The 25,953-nt window shown below is 53.6% G+C and carries 14 protein-coding genes; 5 read left to right on the top strand and 9 right to left on the bottom strand.

Annotated features, from left to right (window positions below; genetic code table 11):
- Positions 1 to 42: 42 nt before the first annotated feature.
- From ACMGDE_RS03490 to ACMGDE_RS03470, 5 genes are read right to left on the bottom strand one after another with little or no spacing between them, the layout of a single operon-like run.
- The gene (locus ACMGDE_RS03490) at positions 43 to 1,848 is read right to left on the bottom strand and encodes a hypothetical protein (RefSeq protein WP_436831367.1); all 1,806 of its coding nucleotides are present in this window, start codon (positions 1,846 to 1,848) and stop codon (positions 43 to 45) included.
- Complete coding sequence (locus ACMGDE_RS03485) at positions 1,849 to 4,110, bottom strand: hypothetical protein (protein ID WP_436831366.1); 2,262 nt, start codon at positions 4,108 to 4,110, stop codon at positions 1,849 to 1,851.
- Positions 4,070 to 5,611 (bottom strand): BatA domain-containing protein, encoded by a 1,542-nt coding sequence (locus ACMGDE_RS03480; RefSeq protein ID WP_436831365.1) that lies wholly within the window; start codon positions 5,609 to 5,611, stop codon positions 4,070 to 4,072. Before ACMGDE_RS03480 ends, ACMGDE_RS03485 begins: the two co-directional genes overlap by 41 nt.
- A 1-nt stretch (position 5,612) precedes the next feature.
- A complete protein-coding gene (locus tag ACMGDE_RS03475; protein WP_436831364.1) occupies positions 5,613 to 6,491 on the bottom strand; it encodes a DUF58 domain-containing protein in 879 nt (292 codons plus the stop codon).
- Positions 6,492 to 6,520: 29 nt separating this feature from the next.
- A complete protein-coding gene (locus tag ACMGDE_RS03470) occupies positions 6,521 to 7,516 on the bottom strand; it encodes an AAA family ATPase (protein ID WP_436831363.1) in 996 nt (331 codons plus the stop codon).
- A gap of 161 nt (positions 7,517 to 7,677) precedes the next feature.
- Here ACMGDE_RS03470 and ACMGDE_RS03465 point away from each other — a divergent pair, with 161 nt between their 5' ends.
- The 5 genes from ACMGDE_RS03465 (at position 7,678) to ACMGDE_RS03445 (ending at position 19,229) form a co-directional block, all read left to right on the top strand.
- Positions 7,678 to 8,301 carry a DUF4159 domain-containing protein gene (locus ACMGDE_RS03465; protein ID WP_436831775.1) on the top strand — a complete coding sequence of 208 codons (624 nt, stop codon included), beginning with the start codon at positions 7,678 to 7,680 and terminating at the stop codon, positions 8,299 to 8,301.
- A gap of 482 nt (positions 8,302 to 8,783) precedes the next feature.
- Positions 8,784 to 11,951 (top strand): SusC/RagA family TonB-linked outer membrane protein, encoded by a 3,168-nt coding sequence (locus tag ACMGDE_RS03460; RefSeq protein ID WP_436831362.1) that lies wholly within the window; start codon positions 8,784 to 8,786, stop codon positions 11,949 to 11,951.
- Between the two features lie 17 nt (positions 11,952 to 11,968).
- Entirely contained in the window at positions 11,969 to 13,879 is a 1,911-nt protein-coding gene (locus tag ACMGDE_RS03455; protein WP_436831361.1) for a RagB/SusD family nutrient uptake outer membrane protein, read from the top strand.
- Positions 13,880 to 14,230: 351 nt separating this feature from the next.
- Positions 14,231 to 17,359: a SusC/RagA family TonB-linked outer membrane protein gene (locus ACMGDE_RS03450; protein ID WP_436831360.1), complete on the top strand. Its 3,129-nt coding sequence runs from the start codon at positions 14,231 to 14,233 to the stop codon at positions 17,357 to 17,359.
- A gap of 28 nt (positions 17,360 to 17,387) precedes the next feature.
- Positions 17,388 to 19,229 (top strand): RagB/SusD family nutrient uptake outer membrane protein, encoded by a 1,842-nt coding sequence (locus tag ACMGDE_RS03445; RefSeq protein WP_436831359.1) that lies wholly within the window; start codon positions 17,388 to 17,390, stop codon positions 19,227 to 19,229.
- Positions 19,230 to 19,306: 77 nt separating this feature from the next.
- On the opposite strand, the gene ACMGDE_RS03440 is transcribed toward ACMGDE_RS03445, so the two are convergent.
- The 4 genes from ACMGDE_RS03440 to ACMGDE_RS03425 are packed head-to-tail and all read right to left on the bottom strand — an operon-like array spanning position 19,307 to position 25,904.
- Positions 19,307 to 20,740 (bottom strand): c-type cytochrome domain-containing protein, encoded by a 1,434-nt coding sequence (locus ACMGDE_RS03440; protein ID WP_436831358.1) that lies wholly within the window; start codon positions 20,738 to 20,740, stop codon positions 19,307 to 19,309.
- Positions 20,740 to 21,633 (bottom strand): sugar phosphate isomerase/epimerase family protein, encoded by an 894-nt coding sequence (locus ACMGDE_RS03435; RefSeq protein ID WP_436831357.1) that lies wholly within the window; start codon positions 21,631 to 21,633, stop codon positions 20,740 to 20,742. Before ACMGDE_RS03435 ends, ACMGDE_RS03440 begins: the two co-directional genes overlap by 1 nt.
- Before the next feature lie 16 nt (positions 21,634 to 21,649).
- Positions 21,650 to 23,143 (bottom strand): DUF1501 domain-containing protein, encoded by a 1,494-nt coding sequence (locus ACMGDE_RS03430; RefSeq protein WP_436831356.1) that lies wholly within the window; start codon positions 23,141 to 23,143, stop codon positions 21,650 to 21,652.
- Between the two features lie 7 nt (positions 23,144 to 23,150).
- Complete coding sequence (locus tag ACMGDE_RS03425) at positions 23,151 to 25,904, bottom strand: DUF1553 domain-containing protein (protein WP_436831355.1); 2,754 nt, start codon at positions 25,902 to 25,904, stop codon at positions 23,151 to 23,153.
- Between the last annotated feature and the right edge of the window lie 49 nt (positions 25,905 to 25,953).

Below are 25,953 nucleotides of genomic sequence, written 5' to 3'. Positions count from 1 at the left end.
AGCAATCCAAAATAAGGTTTGTAAGCGCAAAATAATCAAAATTTATATAACATTTTGGTTATAATGTCTGGATGCGTACCATAATGTTCCAGAAGCAGCAAGAAAAATTAGAAAAAATACCCATTTCGGCACCAATTCTTTTGGTGTTTCGGCTTCTTTAGAGGTGTTTAATGTCCTATCTTCCCCATAGCGACGATAAAAATCGTCCATCTCCTGCATGTTATCGAAATCTTTTGCAGGAAGCCAGTCGGTTTGGCCGTATACATAAAACCAAGTACTGTCAGCGGGCGATGCTTTCACGGAATGCCATCCGGCGGCGGATGGCCAAAAGGACAACTGAACGAAATCGGGTAACTGTTCATGCTGGAGCGCGGGATAGGGTTGGCCATCGATGGCAAGCAATGTATCCGCACGCTGCTGCACCAGCACGTCCATCCAGGTGTGAGCTGTCGGGAAGCGGGATAGCTGCATGTCGAGGCGCCCTTGTTGATGGCCGGAGGTCGTGTTATCCACCAAAAAGGACCAAAATTGGGCGTAAGCCTCCTGTTGGTTTCTGAGCCACCAGGAATAGCTGTTGTGGATGGTCGTGGCCGTGATGCGTCCCTTGCCATACCCCTGCGAAGCCGCCACAAGCCGGTCACCTGCGTATAGGAGAGGCTGCTGAGCGGGCATTGACTGTATGCCGCTGAGCGCAGCGATGCGCAACTCGGGGTAGGTCTGCTGGTTTATTGACCTGAGGACCACAGCTTGTTCCTGATTGCCTGATGCGGCCAAAAGGCGAAATTCCCTGCCCGGCAACGACCGGTTTGCGGCACCGTCCATGAACAGTAGCAGGCCCATGCCCGATTGGACCGCGTTGGAAACGGCTTGCTGCTCGTGTGAAGAGAGCGCCGCCAATTCCGTCTCATCCGCAATCAGGAGGTCGATATCCTTGAACGTCGCGTCGCGAAGCGGGGACGCCAGCGATGTCTGCATATGCTCGCTGTAGGCTGTGGAAAACTTGCCCGTAGCGATCCGCGTCCGGAGGGCCGTGCCATAGTGCAGTTGCTGAAACCAGCCGGAGATGAATTTGTACTCAAAAGACGGCGAGGCGGCCAGCAGGACCACGGCGAGTGTTTGTGCAGGTTCGATGGATACCGGCACTTGCTCAACCTGCACCGTATCCGGTCCGTCTATCGCCGCTAAAGCGAACAAATTGTTGCCGACCTGCTTGGGCTGGTAAGACAAGGCAAACGGGTGAATGCCCTGTGGCGCCACCGTGGCCGAATCGACCGCTTGGGAGGCACTCAGTAAGACGATTTTTACCTTACGGTCCGAGGGGTTGTGATAACGGCCCTGCACGGTCAACGGTGTGGAAGCTTGCAACTGCTGGGGCCAATCGCAAAAAACAATGCCCTGCGGAGGTTGTGGGCGGTGATAGCGCAACGATTGGGTCGACAGGGCATTCCGTTGGCGCGGCGTGAGGCCAAACCCGTGGACCGCAAGCGCCGCGGCAGGATGCTGGTCTGCAAAAGCCGCCCAGTCACGGATAAGCGGCACCCCATATCGTCGGGAGATCGCGCTGTCGGTCGTCACCGTGTGATTATCTTGCGCCGCCGCGCGGATGCTGCCCACCGGGGTACCCCGTGTGAGCACCGCCAGCTCGTTGGATTGGCCCTGGCTGCCTCGACTGATGGGATACTTCACGGGAAATAGGAACCCCAGCAGCGCCAATAGCGCTAGGATGCCCGCAACATACCTGACCAGCAATGGCACCTTGCTGGTGACCCGCCTTTCGTTGCGTACCACGTACACGAACAACGCCAGTGCAATCAATAGAAAAAGCGCCTGAGGCAACGTCATATTCACTTAGCGGGTTAATTGTTCAAAATAAAGTTGATAGATGTTATCCTTGCTGGCTTGGCTTTTCTTCAGCGGCTGTTGTCTCAGCACGGGCAAGAGCTCATGGATCGTTTTTTCGACCAGCTGGATTTCTGCCATGCTGTTTTTACCATTTCGTTCTTCCAGTAGCCGTATCGCCTTGAGCGCATTCAGGTATTTAGCGGGCTCGAGGCTTGCGGCATCCATCACGCTGCGTTCGGCTTCGATCAGTAGCTGCCGGCCAGCATCATCCAGTCGCTGGGTAATTTTCAGGTTGGATAAGTAAGCAAGCGCGCGTTTCAACTGCTGCTGCACCTTCGCTTCATCGGGCTCTTCGAGCACCGCATACTGCCTGCTCGCGCCGGTGATCGCTTCCAGGTCGCCGGTAAGCCGTTTTTCGGGCTTCAGGGGAGTAGTTTTGGTGGGCGCCTTTCCCACATACACCCTTGATTTTTGCTGCAACTCTTTCAATAGCCGAAGCGCCTTATAGGCGTAGGGCAGGGCCTCACGAGGCTTATAGGTCCGCAGGCGCAATTCGGTGTTCCACATTTCGGTGAGTGTTGCCTTTAAGTGCGCCTTTTGTTCGGCATCGAAAAACGTGGCATCCTCGGCGCGGTCATGCTTGTGCGACATCTCGGCGATAAGCACATTCACATCCACCGGCACTTCCGCCGCTTGCGCTTTCGGGGGTTCTTGAGACTCCTGCGCATGACCCTCATGATTGGGGTCGTGGTTTTTCCAGTCCCGCACGGTTTTGTGATCGACCACTTCTTCTTTAGGCAGGTGACCGTGCCCTTGCTGGTCTTCTTCACCATGGTCATGCCCGACATGCCCGCCGATGGCGTCTTCCGCCTCTTCGCCCAGAAACTGCCCATACCGCAGGCGCAGCAACTGTTGGTCAATGCCGAGGTTATTGCTCCTGTTTTGGGCAGCCGACGCGGAGAGCGTATCCATCTCGGCAATCAGGCGCTCGGTATCCATGATGATCTGCCGTTGACTCCTGAAATACTCCGGCACGAGGTCCACCCCGCTCACCAGGCCCGACATGCTGAACAGTTCGGCCGTATCCTGAAGCACCACGACGAACACATCCGATCGGCTTTCCTGTCCGGCGTTGTCATGCGCCTTCAGGTAGAAGTACAGCTCATCACCTGCCCCCATACCCAGTTGCTTCAAATCGATTTTTTGGGCGATAGTCGCCTCCTTCTTGTTTTTTACGGCGGTGCGGAGCGGGATTTCGTGTGATTTAAAGCTGACCCCTTCGCCCTTGCCAGTCGATATCGTGGCCACGAGCTGCGTTTCACGGATGGCGTAGTCGTCCTGCAACGCGGCGTTCAGCGTGACCACTTCGGGGAAACCGAAATCGATGACCGTATGTTGCTTGGGGCCGTTCACGCGGATGGCTACCGGCATGTCGGGCGTCAGTTCCAGCGGATAAAGGGCAGAGCGTTCGCCATCCAGCGAAAGTTGATAAAAACCACTCTTCTGTGGCTTGAACGTCAATTCCCATCGTAGGCTGTCGGACGTCTGCGGCTGGAGGCTGACGGGTGTTTTGCCGTCGAGCAATAGGGCCATTTCGCGGATAGGCTCGCTGGCGGTGAGGCGCAGGTAGATCGTCGAGCCGGTAGGCGCGGCGATTGCCATATCGCGTTGTTTGCGTTCGGGTAGTCCGGTATACGCAGGCGGCTTGATGCTTACTTGTGCATCTGTTATCGCTGGGGGTAGATTCGGCGGCACGGTTGGTGTGGAAACCGCCGGTTGCGCAGGGTGCGTTTGGCCGGTATGCCAATAGGGAGCGGCGTAGTGGGAGACCCCCCAGTAGATGGCCGCGGCCAGCAACGCTGCGGTGATGGGCCGATAGAGTATGCGGTGATTGACAAAATCGCCGGATGGCAGATCGAATGCCGATCGGTAAAGGCGGTGGACCTGTAACTGTTGGAGCAAACCCAAAGACTCCTGGGGCTTCAGTAACAACGAAGCGCTGTGTTCCAATTGTGGGAAGCGGATATCCAACATATTGGCTATTTCGCGGTGACCGACCTTGGCGATGCCCGAAAAATGCACCATAGCGGTGAAAAACGCACCGCATAGCAGCGGATACACCCAAAAGGGCGGGTGCATGACGAACAGTAGGGCTGCGGCGACAATCAGCGTCGCCGCAACCGCATACAACAGCTTGGCCGTGAGCTGGTACGCCAGCCACTGCTGCTTACGCTTCGTGATCCATTTCAACCCGTTCGTATTTTCCATCCCGTTCATATTTTCCATTCCTCGGTTTCGGTTTCGCGCGATAAGTCATCACCCGCTCCACGGCAAAGACCAATAGGGCAAGCCAAGCCAGATACGGCGCGGCGTTTGCCTGTTTGGGCACCAGACCGATATCCCGTGCCGTTTTGGCGCGATGCGGTAAGGAGACCGCCCCCGCAAACGTCCTCTCATCCATCGGATGCGCATGAAAGCCACCTGCAAGGAGCGGTCGCTCCGTATCGGTCAAGAGGGGAACCAGGCTGTTGATAAACGCTTCAGACCAGATCAGGTCCGTCCACTGCGGATTGAACCGGGTGTAGCAGCGAAACATGGTTTGTCCCTGCCGCTCGCTTGCCGTCAGCAGCGGCCGGCCAAAGGCATCTGACCAGAGCGGCGTGCCGTCGTCTTCAGCCACGATCATCTGATGGATTTTCGCTTTATCCTGACCGGGGTGAAAACCATCATGTACCAGATAATTATCCTGCTGGTCCTCCGGTTCTCCGGGCATATAGCGAAAAACAGTGCGGGCAGCCGCCGTATCGGTCACCCCGGCGGCGGTAAAGTCAAATAACAGGTCGCAGGTATCTCCCGGCTGGTAGGTACCCATCTCCATCGGCCGGTCGGCAGCCTGCTCGAAAGCGGTCAGCAACGCCTTTAGATAGCCGACATCAGGCAGGGCGGCATCTGTCGCAAAGCGGACACGCCACGTGCGGTCATCCACCGTCACCCAATCCGGTTGGCTGGCCAACCTCACCATCGCCTGTCCCTGCTCCACCTTCACCTGCACACCCTGTTGCCTGCCATCGCCCTGTACGATCATTCGTTCAAAGCGGGTTTCGGTGGCGCTGGAGGAGGCGATGGTCAGCGCGATCTCGCCGGACGCGGTCTTCCACGCGTGCGTGGCCCACTGCGTGCGGGTCGAGTCTTCCTGTTGCGCAAACGCCTGCCAGGTAAGCTTGGAGGTTGCCGACGGTACCTCGCCAGTCAACAACCTGATCCGCGGGTGGCTGAAGATGATGACCGGAAAATCGGCTGGCAGGATTTCATTGAGTTGATGGACCAGGCTAAAAGGATTCGCGGCGGGAGCGACGGTATCCCCTGCCTGTCTATCGATGGGGCGGAAACCGGGTTCAAATGCCCGGAGGCCATATCCCCGTTGGCGCAAGCTGTCTACCAAGCGAAGCTGGTCTTCTCCCAGGTTTTCGCCATAGCCCGCCCCCAGCAGTACCCATCCGGTTTCGTCGGCTTTCCGCCTGTTGAGGTCGACATAAGGCGCCGCTAACAACGTGGCCAGGATCAGGATAAGGAAGCAACGCACGAGCAATAGCGGCCAGTTAGCGATCCGCACGCGATTGATCCGTTGTTTCTTGGCATTGTCAAACAAGCGGACGCTCCCGACCCGCAGTACATTGCGCCGCTCCTTGCGCCACAGGTGGATCAGTACCGGAACCAGGATGCCGGCAGCTGCCAAGAAGCCAAGTGGATATAATAATTCGATAAACACCTTATCGCGGTGATTTATTTCTGCGCGTCAAAAAACTGTTCAATACTTGTCCGGGTGTATCATTTGCATTGACCAACTCATAGTAGACATGGTTTCGCAGCAGCGTTTTTTTGGATGTTTCCAGGTAATCGTGCAGCCGTGCCGCGCTTCCGGTGGTTGCCCCGCCGAGCGTGATGACCTCCCCGGTTTCGAGGTCTTCCAATGCATCGTATCCCTTAAACCGGCCTTCCAGCTCATTTGCCGCCATCAAGTGGAGCAGGATCACTTCCTGTCCTTGGGCATGGAGCAAGCCCATCAGTTTGGTCAGCTCGTCTTGGTGCTCATAGAAATCAGTGATCATCACCAGCAATTCCTTTCCCGCTGTTTGGTACAACTGACGGTATTGTTCGAGTTGGTCGATACGGCCTTTCGCTTCCATCCGCTCCAGCATGTGATAGATGCGCTGCAACTGCTGGCTGTGTTGCCTCGGTGCGATCCGCTGGACGCCCTCACCATTGAATATCGTCAGACCCACCTTGTCACCCTGGCGGTAGGCCAGTAATGCCAGTGCTGCGGCGAGCTGACGGGCATATTGGATTTTGCTGTAGCCACCGCAGTCGTGCCCCATGGAGGCGGTGGCATCGATCATCAGGTGCACAGCGGTGGTCTTTTCGGCCTCCGCCTGCCGGATATAATGCCGTCCGGTTCGGCCGAAGACTTTCCAGTCGAGGTTTCGGAGATCATCCCCCGGCAGGTAGTTTCGGTACTGGCTGAACGTGACGCCCTCACCCCGGAGCCTGCTACTGTTCATGCCGCTCATGAAACCATCTACAATGGTCCGGGCCACCAACGGTAGATCCTTGATGGCCATCATGGTTTTCGGGTCGGGCAGCTGCTTCACAATATCTCCTTTCGCTATATTTTATGCGGTCAAGAAAGCTTCTTGCCCAATATGCTGATCAGTTCCTTAGTCAACTCATCACTCGTTATCTTCTCACTTTCGGCCGCGAAGTTCATCAACACGCGATGTCGCAAGACGGGGAAAGCCATTTGATGGATGTCTTCAGGAATGGCGGCAAAGCGGCCGTGCAGCAACGCCCGGGCCTTGGCCGTGAGGATGAGCGCCTGTCCGGCCCGTGGCCCTGCGCCCCACTGCACCCAATCGTTTACATAAGGCAGCGCCCCATCGCCTGGGCGTGTCGCCCGCACGAGCGCACTGACATGGGCGATCAGCTGGTCGCTCATTTCCACCTCGCGCACCAGCTGTTGCAGCTGCTGTATGTCGCTACCGCCGATGATCGCTTCCACGTGTTCTTTTTTCGTCCCCGTCGTATTGCGCAAGATCTGCACCTCTTCCTCCGCCGCGGGATACCCTATTTTGATGTAAAGCAGAAAACGGTCCAGTTGCGCCTCGGGCAGCGGGTAAGTGCCGGCCTGCTCAATGGGATTCTGCGTGGCGAGAATAAAGAAAGGCTTGTCGAGCGAGTAGGTTTTGCCCGCATAGGTCACCTCAAACTCCTGCATGGCTTCCAGCAGGGCCGACTGGGTCTTGGGTGGCGTGCGGTTGATCTCATCGGCTAGGATGATGTTGGCAAACAACGGTCCGGAGATGAACCGGAAATGGCGTTTGCCGGGTTGATTGTCTTCATCCTCCAGGATTTCCGTACCGATGATGTCTGCGGGCATCAAATCCGGTGTAAATTGAATACGCTTAAAGGGGAGGTCAAGCGCTTGCGCCAGCGTACGGACCAGCAGGGTCTTTGCCAGACCAGGCACCCCTTCCAATAAGCAGTGGCCACCTGCCATCAACGCGACCAAGATTTCTTCGATGATGTCATCCTGTCCGACGATGACCTTTTGGATTTCTTTTTTTAATAAGGAGAGTCTGGCGACCAATGCTGTTACTGTTGTTTCTGATACGTTCAAAGCAAAAAAATTAAATAAAAAACGCCCGTTTATGAAAACATGCTCAATATAGCGTCAATTTTCATTAAAATAAAGCAATGGCAGTGTGCTTATCAATAAAATTACAATAAAACGGCACAAAACGGCTTGTTTTTTTATCATAATGGCAGTACTTTGTGAAAATGTTAGGATCGACGTTTACGTTTGTTCGGTTGAAGTATCAGTCAGGCGATTGGGATACGGATCAGCGGATGCCTTCCAATGTGCTGAACTCCCTATTGGAATACACCACCATACCGCTCACCATGGAAGAGAAGATCGTCGATCTGGCCACCGACGAATTGTTTAACCATCCCTTCTGCTACCTGAGCGGCCATAAACTGGTGCAATTCAACCAACAAGAAGCCAGTCATTTTAAACAATACGTGCAAAACGGAGGCTTTGTCTTCGTAGATGACTGCAACCATGACATCGACGGACTCTTTGCCAAATCCTTCGAGGAGCAGATGGGCGCCCTTTTTGGTGCCGATGCCCTGAAGAAAATCCCCAATGACCATGCGCTCTATTCTTCATTTTTCACTTTTGAAAAAGGCCCTCCCACCAGCTCCTTTGAGCTAAATGGCTGGGGTGATGACTTGGTACACGATTACCTAAAAGCCATCGAGGTGGACGGCAAAATAGGCGTGCTGTATAGCAATAAAGACTACGGCTGTGAGTGGGACTACGATTTTCGCAATAAGCGGTTTCTGGCCAAGGACAACACGCAATTTGCCGTGAATATCATTGTCTACGCGTTGGGTGCCTGATCCCGAGCGCAGCGCCACTCCCGGTGGCCGCACTGGACTTCTACTGTTTTGTTACATCGGCTGCTAATCACATAAAATTGAGACACCGATTGAATTGTGTCAAGAACACGGTTTTTATTTGTTAAGATACCATAGCGCTCGCCCGTATTTATCGTTTATGCCGTATAAAACTTTGTTTGGGTTATTTTTGGATAACTAAACGCTGAACTTATCAGCTGACCAACGACAAGACCACATTCAATGTAATGGATTGGAAGTCGCATCGAAAGATGAAATGTCTTTATGAGCGTTCACCGTTGCCAATTTAATAAACTAAAATAAGGAGGAAAGGTTATGATTGACATGTACCCGCGATGCTTCTGTCGGAGCATGATTAGACGTCATTTGTTTGATGTTACCTGACGGCGTTTGCCGCTGAAGGGAGCCTATAATAGCGGCTCCATTATTCATTTAAAACTGATTACAAACTAAATTATGATTCAATGAAACTACAGTTTGCCAAATTATTGGCATTGCTGCTGCTTTTGGGCGTGCAGCACGTGGAGGCCAAGCCGTCTGAAAACACGCTAATCACAAATGATCAGGTTCAACAAACTATCTCCGGCACGGTCAAGAATGAGCTGGGCTTTGCACTCGAAGGGGTGACGGTGACCGTGAAGGGTACCGCGCAGGGAACAACCACCAATGCTGACGGCGTATTTACGATGCCCCTGCCTGAGGGGGAAGTGACCTTGGTGTTTTCATTCACGGGTTACGGAACGGAAGAAGTGCAGGTGACACCTGGAACATTAATCGATGTGGTCTTGGAAGCGGATATCCAGGATCTGGACGAGGTCGTGGTGATCGGTTATGGAACGGCCAAAAGGAAAGATCTGACTGGTGCGGTTGCTTCCATTCAGGCGGAAAAGCTCGAAACCCAAGCGCCGCGGTCGGTACAGGATCTATTACGCGCGAATGCCGCGGGTATGATTATCGGGCAAGGGAACACCGCCAAAGGGGATGCTTCGCTGCTGATCCGCGGAAATGGAACCTTGAAAGCAGGTAGCAGCCCGTTGAACGTGGTAGATGGGGTCATATTTGACGGCACGTTTGCTGATCTGAACCCGAACGACATCCAGTCTATTGACATTTTGAAAGACGCCAGTGCGACGGCGGTTTACGGTGCCAAAGCGGCTAACGGTGTGGTGCTGATCACGACTAAGCGCGGTCAAGTAGGGAAGCCAAAAATTTCGTTTAATGGTAACTTAGGCTTTGTGGAAAATGCAGGCATGCCCCGTGTCATGACCGCTGATGAATTTCTGGCCTACCGGTATGACTATGAGATGGGTCGACGTACCAACGATTATCACGAGCAATACCCGGAGATGTTTGTGGATCCGCGGCAATTAAGCCAAACCAATCAATTGGACTGGTACAATTATGATCAAAATGACCCCGTGACTTCCGTAACCGACGAGCAGCTTATTCGAACGTGGCTTTCCCGCCTCGAACTCCGTACTCCAGAAATCGATAACTACATGAATGGCCGGATCACGGATTGGCAGGACCTGGTTTTCCAGCAAGGCGTTCAACAGGATTATGCGGTGAGTGTCTCCAACCGGACGGACAACATCAATTATTATTGGTCATTGAATCATGTGGACCGCGAAGGGATTATCGTGGGTAACCGATTTAAAAACCTGCGCTCCCGGTTGAACCTGGAGTCCAAGATCACCTCATTTCTGCGCGTAGGCGCCAATGCCAATTTTGCCACGCGAAATGAGGGATTCTTGCAGGCGAACTGGGGTCAGTCGGCAATTATTTCTCCTTATGGATCAAACAATATTGACGATCTCACCAGTCCTTACCGGAGGTTGCCTACCGGCGACCCTACACCGCAAAACCCATTTTTCGATAATCTGTTCAGAGATCGTGTCGACAGGTATAATACCTTGAATGCGACACTATTTGGTGTCATAACCTTGCCGTTCGGCATCGAATTACAGTCGAACTTTACGCCTTCGTATATCTGGCGTGAATACTATAATCACGAATCGTCACAGAATCCGGAGTGGGCCAATAGCGGTGGACGTTCGGAGCGAACCTTTGAAAAAACCTACAACTGGCAGATTGACAACGTATTGAGATGGAATAAGACGTTTGACATACACCGTTTTGAGGTTACCTTGTTGCAGAACGCGGAAAAGGGCCAGTTCTGGAGAACCCAGGCCACAGCATCCAACTACAGTCCGAGCGACATATTGGGGTGGCATCGCTTGCAGGCCGGTTCCGTGCCGTTAAATTCGAGCAACGACACTTATCGTACCGGTGATGCACTAATGGCACGATTATTCTACTCCTTGCATGACCGATACATGTTGACCGCTTCGGTGAGGCGCGATGGGTATTCGGCCTTCGGTGCGCAGAATCCACGCGCCACCTTTCCGGCGCTGGCGTTTGCTTGGAATTTCTCAGACGAGCAGTTTATGGCCGGTGCCGACAGCTGGTTGGATTACGGTAAACTGCGCTTGTCTTGGGGCCAGAACGGCAACCGGGACATCGGACAGTATGAGGCACTATCGGATATGACATCCGGTCTACATCCTTATATCGACCAAAATGGAGCCCTTTATCTCTACTCCCAGCTCTATGTAAATCGAATGGCGAACCTTGGATTGCGCTGGGAAAATCGATCGGCTTATAACTTTGGGTTGGATTTTTCGCTATTCAATAACAAAATCGGCGCAACCATAGATGTGTATACCTCAACGACCCTGGATTTGTTAGTCGACCGCGCCCTTCCGGAGATTATCGGGTTCAACAGCGTGGCTGCGAATCTGGGCGAATTGGAGAATAGCGGATTTGAAGTCACCCTGAATAGTAAGATCATTGAGCGCGAGAAGTTCAATTGGAATGCTTCTGCCATATTCATGCTCAATCGTAGGAAAATCAATAAGTTATATGGTGATATGGTGGATATCCTCGATGCCGACGGCAATGTCATCGGACAGCGTGAAGCGGATGACATTAAAAATCGATGGTTTATCGGACAGGACCCGGATCGGATATGGGACTACGAGCGTATCGGCGTGTGGCAAGTAGGCGAAGAAGATGCGGCAGAGCCCTACGGGCTTCAACCGGGTGATTTCAAGTACAAAGATCAGGATGGCGACGGTGTGATGACCGATGAAGACCGGGTATTCCAACAGTGGCGGACACCCCGATTCCGCTGGTCGTTGCGCAATGATTTCCGTTACGGGAACTTCGATCTTTCGTTCTTCATCTACTCCAATTGGGGGCAAACGGACACCTATAACCGAGCGGCCAATAATGCGAACTTCGCTGACCGGGCGACCGACTATGCAATCCCAAGATGGACACCGGATAATCCGATTAACGATTACGGGCGCATAGGCTCGAAGAACGTTGGTTCCAATTATGTATCACGCTCTTTCGTCCGTTTGGATAATGTATCGCTCTCGTACGCCGTACCTGCATCGCTCCTGCAGTCTGTCAACATTCAGAATTTACGGATATCGGCCGCGGTGCGTAACGTGGCGTTTTGGGCACCCGATTGGGAATTTGGAGACCCGGAATCATACGACAACGCTGATCTGGGGGGCATGCCTACTCCGCGAACCTACAACTTGAGTATCAATTTTTCACTGTAATTGAAAAGCAAAAAGAGATGAACTGGATAAAGAAATATAACAACGTCGCTTGGATAGCCGCGGGTTCAGTATTTTTCTTCCTGAGCTGCAACGAAGATTGGCTGACGCCAAAACCCTTATCCTTTTATGAGCCGGGTGTCGCGTTGTCCAATATTGAAGGGATGTATTCGGCACTAACGACCTGCGAACGGAATATGCGCCATGAGTACTTCGGCGACGGCGCCCCGATATTGACGGAAATCATTCAGTCGGAAGTTGCAGTTGAGGGCACTACCGACAAAGCCGGTCCTCAGATGGACATGGACGTGTCGTTATTGCCCGATGCCCAATTGAATAGCGGTGACTACACTCGTGTAGGATGGTATTGGTACGAAGGCTACAAGGGAATCAAGTATGCCAATACAGTCATTTCCCGCATTGACGTCACGGAGTTCAACAGCGAGGAGGAACGCAATGCCGTGCTGGGGTCTGCTTATTTCCATCGCGCATATCGCTATTACAAGCTGACCCATCAGTTCGGCGACGTACCTTACCTCGATTGGGAAATTGAAGCGCCTAAATACGATTTCTATTCCTATGATCGCTGGAGCATTCTAGAGCGAATGAAGACGGATCTGGAATATGCCTATCAGTGGGTGCCCGAGGTGGTAGACCGCGGCCGTACTTCGAAAGCCGCTTGCGGAGTGTTACTGATGAAAGTCTGTATGGTGCTCGGGGATTTCGACCGTGCGATACAGGTTGGTCAGGAGATCGTGGCAAAGCATCCATTGATGAAGAATCGGTTTACGGCCAACCAAAGCAAGCCGAACACCAATCTGATGTTTGATCTACATAGCGTGGAGGCCAAATTGGACATGTCCAATACAGAGGGCTTGATGTATGTGGTAGCCTTTCCGGAAGTGGAAGGGTCGGATCGCATCCAAACCATGCGTAATGCCGTTCCTTTTTGGAACAGCGGAAGCATCAAAACCCCCGATGGACAGACCGGGACCAGCGTCGCCCCTGCTGCGGGAGAGACGGATCCGGAGATGGATTTGAACAAATCCTATGGACGGGGTATCGGTCGCTTACGTCCGACCTGGTATTACACCAATGAGATCTGGCGAGCAGATAAGGAAGCTAACGACATGCGTGGTATCCGAAACCGCGATAGTTGGCGGCGGATGGAAGACCTCAGGTATAACAGTCCGAGCTTGCAGACAAGCGGAAATCCTTGGTACGGCCAAAACTTTGTGAAACCCGCAAATATGAGTGTCGAAGATACTATTCGGACATGGTTTTCTTGGCCTCATTACAAAATTTTTGTGCCCGATCCCTTACAAACACAGTGGGGAGGAGGAGAAACGCCTTGGTATATTTACCGCTCGGCAGAGGTATACCTACTGATCGCAGAATCCTATTATTGGAAAGGGCAACTTGATATGGCTGCGACCGCACTTAATGAAGTGCGGACCCGGGCAGGTGCCGAACCGCTTACCGCCGGGGATATCAACATCGGTGAAATCCTGGATGAGCGTGCGCGGGAACTGTATTATGAAGAAAACCGCCATGTCGAATTGGTGCGGATATCCTATATCTATGCCAGGACAGGCAAGCCCTGCGAAATATTCGGGGGACGGACCTATAACCTGCAAAACCTCAGCGGACCGGGAGGCACGGGTTCAAATGTGAAACAGGAAGGGGTCAATTTTTGGTACGATCGTGTTGTCGCGAGAAGCAATTTCTACAATAAGGGTGTGCGGCATAAGTGGGCGGAATACAAAATTAGTGTACATCATATGCTTTGGCCCGTTCCGGCAAATGCGATTAACACCAATACAAAAGGTGTGATCAATCAAAACATCGGCTACCCCGGTGCGGAGCGAAATTTGCCCCCGCTTCAGGTACCTGCGGAAGGAACGGTCCTAGGGCCGCAGGCCGGATCTTAAAACAAGATAGTGTTTGCCTAATAAGGGTGTCTAAAAGGCCTATACGAAGAAGGTCTTTTAGACACCCATTTTTATTATGAACTCCGGTCTCCTTCTTTGGGAGAAACCATCCTCAGCAGGTGAAGGAAGCAACAAGCCTGTTACAAAACCGCAAATCAGTCTACCGATTGAATAGTAGTGAAAATGCGGTTTTTATCCCGTAATATTTCTTAACTGTTAACAAAACACATCATCATCTTGGGTTTGGGCTGTTTTTTGGGCATTTCCTCGGTACAAAGGATGCTGTATTTGTACACAGACAGATACCATCCGCTGACCACTGCCAATTAAACACACAAAGGAGGATAAATTATGATCATTTACCAACGAAGCTTTTCCCAATCTAGGGCTAAGCATCTGATGCTGCGAGCGATGGTGCTAATGCTGTTATTACCAGCGTGGTCTTTTGCCCAGCAAGGCATCACTGTGCGAGGCAAGGTTACCGATGCCGGTACGAACACCGGGTTATCGGACGTGACGGTGCAGGTGAAAGATACCGATAATGGTGTTCGCACCGACGAAAATGGGGAATATGTACTACAAAATGTAGACCCCAATGCGATGCTCGTTTTTTCGTCCGTGGGGTATGAATCCATCGAGATTGCGGTGCAAAACCAACAAAACGTGGATGCTGCTCTAACCGCTTCGGTATCCGATCTGGATGAAGTGGTGGTAGTAGGCTATGGCACCATGCGGAAACGAGATCTCACCGGTGCGGTATCGCAACTCAGCGCGGCCAAAATCCAGAACGAAGCCCCGACCCAATTGACCGATGCCCTCCGGGGTAATATCGCCGGATTGAACGTGGGTTTCAACGCACGTGCCAAAGGTGGAGGGAGTTTGCAGATCCGCGGCCGAACGTCTTTCAATGCCGGCACAAGTCCATTGATCGTACTGGACGGCGCAATCTATTACGGAGCATGGGAAGACATCAACCCATCGGACATCGAATCGGTGGATGTGCTCAAGGACGCCAGCTCGGCTGCCGTTTTCGGAGCTAAGTCCGCATCCGGCGTTATCTTGGTCACCACCAAGAAAGGCAAGGAAGGCAAACCGGTGATCAACTATAACGCCACCGTCGGCTTAGCATCCATGGCCGTACGTGAACCGGTTTATGAAGGGCAGGCGTTCGTAGATTGGCGGTCGGATGTATTCAAAAGCATCAACGCGAACGCCGAGCCCTATCGGTTTGACGACCCGCGGGCACTACCCCCGGACATTAGTGTCGATGATTGGATGGCCTATGATGGTTCTACCGGGGATCCGGTTGAAACATGGTTGAGGCGGCTCAACCTTCAGTCTAATGAAGTAGACAACTATATGGCGGGACGCAGCATCGATTGGTACGATCAGGTATTCCATAATGGGTTTCAGCAGGATCATAACCTGAGCATATCCGGCAGGAACAAGGATATTTCCTATTATGTGGGCGCGGGCTATCTGGATAACGAGGGTGTTATCGTGGGAGACCGCTTTAAGACACTTCGTACACGGATAAATCTCGAAGCAACTATCACCGACTGGCTTTCGGTGGGCACAAATATGCAGGGTACCTCGCGCAACGAAAGTGCGATTGCCTATGATTGGGATGAGATTGTCGCCCTCTCCCCTTGGGGTACGCAGTATGATGAAGAGGGGCAGTTGACTTGGCGACCGAATACCGAGGCCTCCGGTGGGGTCAACCCCGGATACGATGCCTTCCATACGGACCGCTTGCAGCGGACCAACGCGTTGAACGGTACTGTCTTCGGCAAATTGAAGCTCCCTTTTGGCCTTACCTTCACGACTAATTTCACGCCACAGCTCCAATTGTACGAGCGGTATAATCATGAGAAGTCCAGCCACGAGTCCTGGGCTGCTTTTGGCGGGCGCGCCTCCCGCCAGCAGCAGCAAACCTATTATTGGCAGATCGACAACATCCTTAAATGGGAAAAAGAACTGGCCGATATCCACCGCTTTGACGTGACGCTCTTGGCCAATGCCGAAAAATTCCAGCGTTGGGACAATACCATGACCAATGAAAATTTCGCCCCAAATGACGACCGCGGTTTCCACGGTATAGAAGGGGGTATCAAGCCCGTATTGACCAGTAACGATACATACAGCACCGGCGATGCCTTGATGGCACGGCTGGTCTATTCGTTGAAAGACCGCTACGTATTGACCGGTACGTACCGCCGCGATGGCTATTCGGCATTCGGTCAGCGCCATCCACGCGCCAATTTCGGTTCGGTAGCCCTGGCATGGACATTCAGCGAGGAACCGTTTTTTGACAGCGAGTGGTTCAATTTCGGTAAGCTGAGGGCATCTTGGGGCAGCAATGGCAATCGGGATGTCGGATCCGGAAGAGACATGTATGTCGCCCTAGCCGACCTCACGACGGGGAAATACCTGTATGTAGAGCCGGATGGTACGGTGATACAAGGCAGCCAGCTGTGGATCAGCCGGATGCAAAACCCTGACTTCCGATGGGAACGCAATACATCCTATAATTTGGGACTTGATTTCGCGTTATTCAATAACCGCTTGGATGGGAGCCTCGAGTTCTATCAAATGGTATCGACCGATCTGTTGGTCTTGCGCAGTTTGCCCAATGTAACTGGATTTGATAATCGAATGGACAATTTGGGCGAGGTGCGTAACAGGGGTTTCGAAGTAACATTGAACTCGCTGAATATTGAGCGGGAAAACTTCTCTTGGCGCAGCACCGCACTCTTCCAGCTCAACCGAAATGCCATCCAGCATATCTATCGAAACTACGGTCCGGATGGCCGCGAACGGGATGACGTCCAAAACCGCTGGTTTATCGGACAACCCATTGACGCGATATGGGATTGGAAGGCTTTAGAAGTATACCAATTGGGGCAGGAAGAACAAGCTGCCCGCTATGGATTGCGTCCGGGCGACTATCACTTGGAGGATGTCGACGATGACGGTCTCTATACCAATGCCGATCGTCAGTTTTTGGGATTTTCGGAACCGCGCTTCCGTTGGTCGTTCCGCAATGAATTCCAGTTCCTGCAAAACTTCAGTGCCTCCATTTCCATGTATTCCCTGTGGGGTCATCAGTCCGCCTTCAACTGGGTGAAGAGCCGAAATTCTTTCCCAGATCGGACAAATAGCTATGTCTTTCCTTACTGGACGCCTGAAAATCAATCTACGGAATGGGCGCGGATCAACTCCAATGAAGGCAGTGCTACGGGTTTCAACGTGTATCGCAAACGTTCATTTATCCGGGTAGATAATATTTCCCTGGCCTATACGGTACCTAATACGTTTTTGAGCAGATATCGTGTTCAAGGATTGCGGCTTTACGTCAATGTGCGGAATGCTGCATTGTGGGCGCCGGATTGGGAATTCTGGGATCCTGAATGGCATCCCGACCAATCTGCCGGTCCGACGCCGCGGTTTTTCAATTTTGGCGTAGACCTGACGCTATAAGTTATCTACAAATTTAAAGATGAATATCATGAAAATATTAGCTAACAGAAGCATATTGCTGAGCTCCTTTCTCATCCTCGTGTCAGGTTGTAAGCGGGAGTTTTTGGATCCAAAACCGCTATCCATCTATACGCCCGAAGAAACATTCCAGACGGCGGACGCGCTGTGGGCCACCTTGGTGGCTTGTGAACGGAACTTACGGATTGAATATGTGGGCGATGCGGCTCCGCTGATTACCGAGATGATTTTTTCGGAAGTGGCTGTTGAAGGTACGACGGACAAGCCGGGGCCTGCGCAGGATCTGAATCAGGCCATCACGCCAGATGCCCAATTGAATCATACGGACTATAATAAAATCGAATGGTATTGGCTGGAAGGGTACCGGGCCATCCGCTATGCCAATACCGCGATTGAATACATCGATGTGCCCCAGGATTATGAGTCAGAAGAAGAAAAAAATCATTTGCTCGGCGCGGCCTATTTTCACCGTGCATTGCGATTCTACCGGTTGGTGCACCAGTTTGGCGATATCCCTGCGGTGTTCTTCATGCCGAAAGAACCCAAGCTCGATTTTCAAAGTACCAAAAGGGATGTGATCTTGCAACGATTAAAGCAGGATCTGGAGTTTGCCCAAGAGTGGGTACCGGATAATGTGAACAAAGGGCAGGTGACCAAAGGGGCTGTAAGTCACCTGCTGACCAAGGTCAATCTGGCGCTGGGACTGTTTGACGATGCCATCGCTTCGGCGAACAATGTCATCAACGGCGGTGTTTATAAGCTGATGACCGAACGGTTTGGAGCGTTCCAGAACGATACCAGCCGGAACCTGATTTGGGACTTGCATCGCCCGGAAAATAAATCGCTTGCGGCGAATGCCGAAGCGCTTATGCTCGTCATAGACCGGATCAACATCGACGGTAATGTGGCAGATGGCATACAACTGATGCGTAACGCGGTACCCTATTGGCATGCATCGGGAATTATTACGCCCTCGGGCAGCCGAGGAACGTCTGATTTGGCGACGGCCGAAATACCGCTGGTCTTGCAAATAGGTAGGGGTATCGGCCGTTTGCGCCCTACCTGGTATAGCCAGCAGGGCATCTGGGATGATGAAAACGACCTTCGTCATGCGCCGGGCAACTGGATGGACATGGAAGACTTGGTATATAATGCACCGACCTTGAAAGATGCCGGTGACCCGTATTATGGACAGCCATTGCAGTTCAGGAATGCGCAAGGGACCATATTGGCAGCCGATACCATCCGCCAATGGTTCAGTTGGCCACACTATAAATTGTTCATTGAAGACCCGCTACGGGTGCAGCCCACAGGGGGCAATACAGACTGGTATGTGTTCCGCTTGGCAGAAACCTACCTGCTGCGTGCTGAAGCCTATGTATGGAAGGGCGATCTGGCCAGCGCTGCGGCTGACATCAACGCCGTAAGGACTCGGGCAGGCGCAGCCCCGCTCGAGGCGTCGGAGGTGAATATGGGTGCGGTATTGGATGAACGTGCGCGCGAATTGTACTATGAGGAGCCCCGTAAAACGGAACTCACGCGCATCGCTTATATCTATGCGCAAACGGGGATGGCTGCTGATGATGGAAAATCATATAGTTTGGCCAATTTCTCCGATGATAATTTCATGTATGATCGGGTGATGGCCAAAAGCGACTTTTATAATAAGGATGTCGTTACTAATTTCGGCGTGACTTACCGAATGAGCCCGTACCATGTATTATGGCCGATCCCTATTAGCGCTATTAACGGCAATCCCGAAGCGGTGATCAACCAGAATAAAGGGTACGCTGGCTATGAAAATAACGTGCCGCCACTGGATTATGTACTGGAAGAGACCGAAGAGGAATAGGTAATCCTGTTGGTGGTTTGGTTTGCAAGGAGGTGGCCGGCGTATCGCCGGTCACCTTATTTTTATGGCCGGGTATTTCAATACACAATGGTATCCGTTGGCAGCGCTGGCAGGCGGTAGTTCCCGGTGTCGATCTGCACCTCGGGACGGGCTTGGCTGAGCCTAGATAAGCCCTGGCTAGTTACGCCCGCTTGATAAAGGTATACCGTTTGTAACGCGGGAAGCTGCGCCAGCAAGGTCAATCCTTCATCCGTGACCTGGGTATTGACCAGGTTGAGGTACCGGAGCTGTTTGCAAGTGCTGAGATGGGCGAGGCCGGCATTGCCTACAGCGGTATTTTCCAGGTGCAATCGTTGCAACGCGGGGAGCTTTCCGATCTGTTGCAGGGCACTGTCTGTAATTTGCGTATCGTCAAGTTTAAGTTGGATGATATGTTCACCTAATGCTGCCAGCAGTTGGGCATCTTGATCATTGAATTGCGGGTAATTGATGGCGTTGATGGCCAGCTGGTGTTTGCCGGTCGCCAGTGTCACGACCTTTATTCCCTTGGCTAGCAGTTTTTCGACGGCATCTGCATCGGCGGGTGGGATGTCGGCCAACGAAGTGCCGGTGCCGGTTGCATCCGAATCGCCGGTATCGCCTTCCAACGCCAGCAATATGGGTTGGATGGCCTCGGGCTGCTCCAATTCCTTCACCTTTTTATCTGCCGGTGCACCGGCATCGATCCACCAGGCGATCAGCTTGATTTGGTCGGCGGTAATGGGGGTACGTCCCTTGGGCGGCATGCGCTCTTCGTGGCCCTCGGGCAGTGTGAGGCGGCGGTAGAGCTCGCTGGAGTCCGCGCGGCCTGCAACCATCGCCTTCCCGCTTTCGCCCCCGCGCTGAAGCATCTCCAATGTGTGCAGGGCGAGTTCACCCTCCTGTTTCTTAGCGCCGTGGCAGCTTTGGCAGCGTTGACGGAATATCGGTTGGATGACATCGGCATATGCGGATGCTTCCTGCACGTTTTCGATGATGACCTGTTCGGGCTCCCATCCCATGGTGCGGCGCATCCCCTCGGGTAGGGCTTCAACCAAATATCCATTGCCATGCGTAAGCGTACCGCCGAAGTGCCCGGCCATGCCGATCAGCATGACCATCAGCGTGAGGAAGGCCAAGCGGAATCGGCGAAGGGGTCGGAACGCGTCTTTTTCGGCTGGCGGTTTTCGGTATAGGAGCCAACATAACGTGCTGACTACTGCTACCGAGATGCCCAGCCACTGGTGGAGCGACAGTGTACGGACATCGTATCCGCCGCCCAATGATAGCAGGTATCCGGAGATGCTGGCCAGCACCGCCGAAGCCGCCCCGAATAAAAGGATAACGGATACCGCTGGCGAATAGGTAGGGTGTGCATTCTTCCGATCAAGCAGGGCCAAGAAAAAAGCCATGATGAGCATGCCGATGGGGAGGTGCACCAGCAGGGGATGCCATCGGCCTAAAAACAAGAAAAGATCACCGTTGCTTTCCATCAATCGCTGTAACGGGTTTTGAGTAGGTTAAGCATGTATTCGTTGATCTGCCATTGGTCGGCCACCGGCTGCCGTGTATAGGGCAGCGTGGGTAGGTAATTCGGCGGGCCGAACTCCATGGTGATGGTCAGTGGCTTGCGCGCTGCACGGTGGTTGGCAACGACGGTGTCCCACCAGGTGAGATGACGTTGCACGATGTCGGCCCATTCGGGCGCCCGTGGGTCGTTGACCTGCGGTCCTTGTGGGTGGCCGATACGGGCGTGGATGTGTGCCGTCCGCTGAAGCGCGAGCGCTACGGCCTCCGGCTGGTCGTCTAGCATCGATTCGTGGACATTGCACCAGTGGGAAATGTCTAGCGTCAGCTGAAGATAGGGTAGGCGCTCCAGGTATTCCCGGGTCACGTGGGCGGCGAAGCTGAAGCGCCCGCGATGGGTCTCATGCGCAATGGGTATGTCGGTTGCCCGGCTTATCGAATCGGCAGCAGCAACGAGTGCCTCATTTTGCGGGCGGCTGAAATGATCTTTGCCCGTATGGCTATTGATGAGCACAGGCTCAAGGGCAGCGGCCCGTTCCAAGTTGCGCTTATAGGTATTTAGGTAGGTGTTGAAATCCTTGCCGGATCCGCTGCATAGAAAGATGCAAGACAGGTCGTATTTGTCTAAGGCCGTGCGCAATTCTTGCAGCGTGGCGCTGTCGGTAGGCATCCAGGTTTCCACGCCGTCATAACCCGCATCGGCTACGCGCTTGCAGTAGTCATCCCAAGGTACGGATCGGCCCCAATCGGTACAGAAGTAGGTGATCGAAGCCTGGGGTTGTTGTGTTTGGGCATTGACTGCAGACGATAATACGTTGATGAAAAGTAATTGGATAATAAGGTGTGTAAGGAGATTCATTGAACGTATGAGCTGATTAAATGAGTGCTTGGATAAGGTGGCCTTCCACGTCGGTAAGCCGGAATGGGCGACCCTGAAATTCGTATGTCAGCTTTTCGTGATCGAAGCCTAGCAGGTGAAGCATGGTGGCGTGTACATCATGCACCGCCGTACTACCGCTTACGGCCGAAAAACCGATTTCGTCGGTTTCACCCCAGGTGACGCCTTTTTTCACGCCGCCGCCAGCCATCCAGATGGTATACGCATCGGGATGGTGGTCACGCCCCGCGAAGGGCATATCCTTGTTGTCGCGGTTTTCCTGCATGGGCGTGCGCCCGAACTCGCCGCCCCATACCACCAGCGTCTCGTCCAGCAGGCCCCGTTGCTTGAGGTCGAGCAGCAGGGCGGTCATCGGGCGGTCGATCTCCCGGCATTTGTTGCGAAATCCCAGGTCGAGCGCGGTGTCGGCACCGGTGCCATGGCTGTCCCAGCCCCAGTCGAACAGTTGAACAAAGCGCACCCCCTGCTCCACCAGCTTGCGGGCCAGGAGGCAGTTGTTGGCAAAGGATTCCTTGCCGGGCTCCGTGCCATACAGCTCATGGATATATTCCGGTTCATTGTTGATATTCATCACCTCGGGCACTGCAATCTGCATGTTGTAAGCCATCTCATATTGTGCGACGCGGGCAAGGATTTCAGGGTCCTGATAGGTCTGGTACTCTTCCATATTCACGGTATTGATCGCGTCGATGGCCTTCCGCTTAAGGTCGCGGCTCACGCCTTCAGGGTCGCTGATGTAGAGTACCGGATCGCCATGCGAGCGGCATTGCACTCCCTGATACACCGAGGGAAGAAAGCCGCTGCCCCATACGCTTTTACCCGCATCGGGTGTTTTACCCCCGGAAGTGAGTACCACAAAGCCCGGCAAATTGCTGTTTTCCGACCCCAAGCCATAAGTAACCCAAGATCCGATGCTGGGTCTACCCAACCGGGCGTGGCCGGTGTGCATGAAAAGCTGCGCCGGTCCGTGGTTGAACTGGTCGGTATGCACGGCCTTTAGGAAGCTCACTTCGTCTACCACCGTTGAGAAATGTGGCAGCAGATCCGATACCCAGGCGCCGCTTTGGCCGTATTGCTGGAATGTGGTCTGAGGCCCCAGCATCTTCGGTGTACCCCGGATGAAGGCAAATTTCTTGCCTTCGAGGAGGGATTGCGGGCAAAGTTGGTTATGAAGCTTCTGCAATTCGGGCTTGTAATCGAAAAGCTCCAATTGGGAAGGGGCTCCTGCCATGTGCAGGTAGATCACGTTCTTGGCACGGGCCGCAAAATGCGGAGACCGGGGAGCGAGCGGATTCATGGTGTCCGCAAGCGGCGCCGTACCCTGTGCGCTCCCTGCACGAGATCCCATGCATCCACCAAGCATGGAGCCCAGGGCCAGACCACCCACGCCCGCGACGCACTCCATGAGGAAATGCCGCCTGGTGACGGCTTTCAATTGCGCTTCTTGTGCTTCTTTTAATAACTTTTCCATTTCAACACTAAGATTTGGTGAGGAATTCATCGAGATTCAGCAGTGCGCTGGCGACCATGGTATAGGCCGCCGTGGTGGCATTAGCCTGTGCAGCGCCGGTCGCCGAGGCGCCCAATAATTTGGCGGCCTCCTGCGGTCGCTGGCGGTAATGCCCGAGCGATTCCCTGAAGAGTTTTTCGAGCGCCGCAAACTTATCCTGCGGCAACGGTCGTTGCATCACGGATTGGTAGCCCGATTGGATAGCCGCACTTATCTTTCCCTTTCCGGCAGCTTCCATGTGCCTGGCCAGATGCAGAGCTGCCTCTTGGTATACGGGGTCATTGAGCGTGGTGAGCGCCTGCAAGGGGGTGTTGGTACGGATACGGTCGACCAAGCATACCTCACGGCTGGAGGCATCGAAGGTGACGGCCGATGGGTAGGGGCTGGTGCGCTTGATAAAGGTGTACACCCCGCGGCGGTATTGGTCTTCACCTGCGCTTTTGGTCCAGCTTTCGCCACTATAGACGCTCATCCACACCCCTTCGGGCTGGTAAGGCATCACACTCGGGCCATACATTTTGGCGCTCAAGAGGCCCGTTACCGCCAGTGCCTGATCGCGTACCTGCTCCGCGGAAAGCCTGAACCGTGGTCCGCGCGCATAATATTTATTGCCCGGGTCTTTTTCTGCCCCTCCGGGCGCCAGCGCTGACGACTGCCGGTAAGTGGTGGAAAGGACCAGTTCCCGCAGGAGGCGTTTGACGCTCCAGTCCATCTCGTGCATAAACTGCAGCGCCAGCCAATCGAGCAGCTCCGGGTGGGTGGGCGGATCGCTTTGGGACCCCATGTCGCCCAAGGGCTCCACGATGCCATGCCCGAAGAGCTGCGCCCAAAGGCGGTTTACCAGCGTACGGGCTGTCAATGGGTTCTCTTCGCTAACCAGCCATTGGGCGAAGCCAAGCCGGTTGCGGGGTGCGTCTTTAGGGAAATCGTGGAGGAATTGCGGTACTGCAGGTTCCACGGTTTGCCCCTTCACCAGCCAATTTCCACGCTCGAAAACCTGGGTCTGCCGACGCATATGCTGCGGGTTTTCGACCAATATCGGTACGGCAGGCGTACTTTTGTTGATGAGCTCAAGAAACGTCTGTTGCACCTGCGGGTACTCCGGGTCGTCGTGCCCGGGCAGCGCTTCGCGGAAGGCCATCCATTCGACGAGGCACACCGGTTGATCCGCTGGGATCGACGGGTTGTTGAATTTCAGGTAAACATCGCGTTTGCCACCCAAGGCAGTGATGGGAATGGCTATCGTCTGCATCCCCTTGGTAGCAGGCAAGTCGACCCTCGCCAACACCTGCCCCTGATGACCGTCTGCCCGCATTTCAAGCTTACCGCCGCTCGCGCCCGTGCGATAGTTGACATAAAAGAGGTCGTTATCGCCCAAGGTGATGTCCGGCAGCCGGGCGCTGCCGCCGTTGCGTATGCCCAGCCACTTGGTGTCTACCAATGCCCCGTTGACCAATTGATCACAGGCATGAGCATGAATTTTGGGTTCGAGTGTATACAGGAAAAGATCGGTGGATGCGACAGCCTCGGGTTCGGCATACTTGCCCACCCATTCTTTAATGCGTACGACCTGGAGGCTGTCTTCTTTGTTGTAAAAGCGGAGCGTGGGGTAATCACCCGGTGTATCTTCGTCCCGCGTGTTGTTGAAGAACGCCATTGATTTATAATATTCTTCAAATTTGATCGGGTCGTAGGTATGGCTGTGGCACTGGACGCATTCGAATGTCGTAGCCATCCACGCCTGATAGGTGGTATTCACGCGGTCGATAACGGCCGCTACGCGAAATTCCTCATCTTCGGTGCCACCCTCGTCATTCACCATGGTGTTGCGGTGGAATGCCGTGGCGATCAATTGATCTTTAGAGGCATTGGGCAGCAGGTCTCCGGCCAGTTGTTCGATGGTAAAGGTATTGAATGGCATATCCCGATTAAACGCCTTGATGACCCAATCGCGGTACGCCCATATTTGCCGCGAATTGTCTTTCTCGTAGCCTTTGGTGTCGGCATATCGGGCGATGTCCAGCCACCAGGAGGCCCATCGTTCGCCAAACCGGGGCGAAGCCAGCAGGCTATCCACGAGGCGTTCGTAAGCATCCTTACGGGTATCGTTGACGAAGGCTTCTACCTGCTGAGGTGTAGGTGGCAACCCGATGAGGTCTAATGATACCCTGCGGAGCAACGTGGCACGATCGGCCTCCGGCGCGAACTCCAGCTGGTGTTCCTCATGTTTTTCCTTAATGAAATAGTCGATATCGCTATGCATGGGGTTGCTATCCCAGAAGTTGAACCACGAGGCCGTGGCGAGGCGACGGCGCGGCACTTCGACCTCCTTGGGCAGGGAATATGCCCAATGCGTGCCCCATTTAGCACCCTGCTCCACCCAACGGGTGAGCACCTTGATCTCCTGTTTGCTCAGTGGAGGCGCGTCGTACGGCATGCGCTCTTCAGGGTCATCCGAGGTGAGCCTACGGATAAACTCGCTATGCTCGGCATCGCCCGGTATAATGGCAGGATTCCCCGATTCTGCTGCCGCAAAAGCTTCTTCCTCAAACAGGAGGCTGAAGCCGCTGTTTTTCTTAACTCCGCCGTGGCAAGTGATGCAGTGTTTGTTGAGAATGGGCTTCACGTCCGCACTGAAATCGACCGGCTCGTCTTTCCGTTGCCACATGGCGAACGCTAAGATGGCAAGTGCAATACCCAGGCCAACGATCCATTTCTTCATCCTCGTAACGACGCCAAACATGATGGTGTGTCTTTATTGGTTAATAAAA

This window comes from Parapedobacter brassicae, from assembly GCF_051400755.1.
Lineage (GTDB): Bacteria > Bacteroidota > Bacteroidia > Sphingobacteriales > Sphingobacteriaceae > Parapedobacter.
Note: the sequence above shows the minus strand (reverse complement) of the source record. Positions and strands in the feature narration are given on the sequence as shown.

Excerpts from the sequence above, each read along its gene's own strand:
- ACMGDE_RS03485 (WP_436831366.1), bottom strand. The coding sequence starts at position 4,110 with ATGGAAAATACGAACGGGTTGAAATGGATCACGAAGCGTAAGCAGCAG.
- ACMGDE_RS03465 (WP_436831775.1), top strand. The coding sequence starts at position 7,678 with ATGTTAGGATCGACGTTTACGTTTGTTCGGTTGAAGTATCAGTCAGGC.
- ACMGDE_RS03460 (WP_436831362.1), top strand. The coding sequence starts at position 8,784 with ATGAAACTACAGTTTGCCAAATTATTGGCATTGCTGCTGCTTTTGGGC.
- ACMGDE_RS03455 (WP_436831361.1), top strand. The coding sequence starts at position 11,969 with ATGAACTGGATAAAGAAATATAACAACGTCGCTTGGATAGCCGCGGGT.
- ACMGDE_RS03450 (WP_436831360.1), top strand. The coding sequence starts at position 14,231 with ATGATCATTTACCAACGAAGCTTTTCCCAATCTAGGGCTAAGCATCTG.
- ACMGDE_RS03445 (WP_436831359.1), top strand. The coding sequence starts at position 17,388 with ATGAAAATATTAGCTAACAGAAGCATATTGCTGAGCTCCTTTCTCATC.
- ACMGDE_RS03440 (WP_436831358.1), bottom strand. The coding sequence starts at position 20,740 with ATGGAAAGCAACGGTGATCTTTTCTTGTTTTTAGGCCGATGGCATCCC.
- ACMGDE_RS03435 (WP_436831357.1), bottom strand. The coding sequence starts at position 21,633 with ATGAATCTCCTTACACACCTTATTATCCAATTACTTTTCATCAACGTA.
- ACMGDE_RS03430 (WP_436831356.1), bottom strand. The coding sequence starts at position 23,143 with ATGGAAAAGTTATTAAAAGAAGCACAAGAAGCGCAATTGAAAGCCGTC.
- ACMGDE_RS03425 (WP_436831355.1), bottom strand. The coding sequence starts at position 25,904 with ATGAAGAAATGGATCGTTGGCCTGGGTATTGCACTTGCCATCTTAGCG.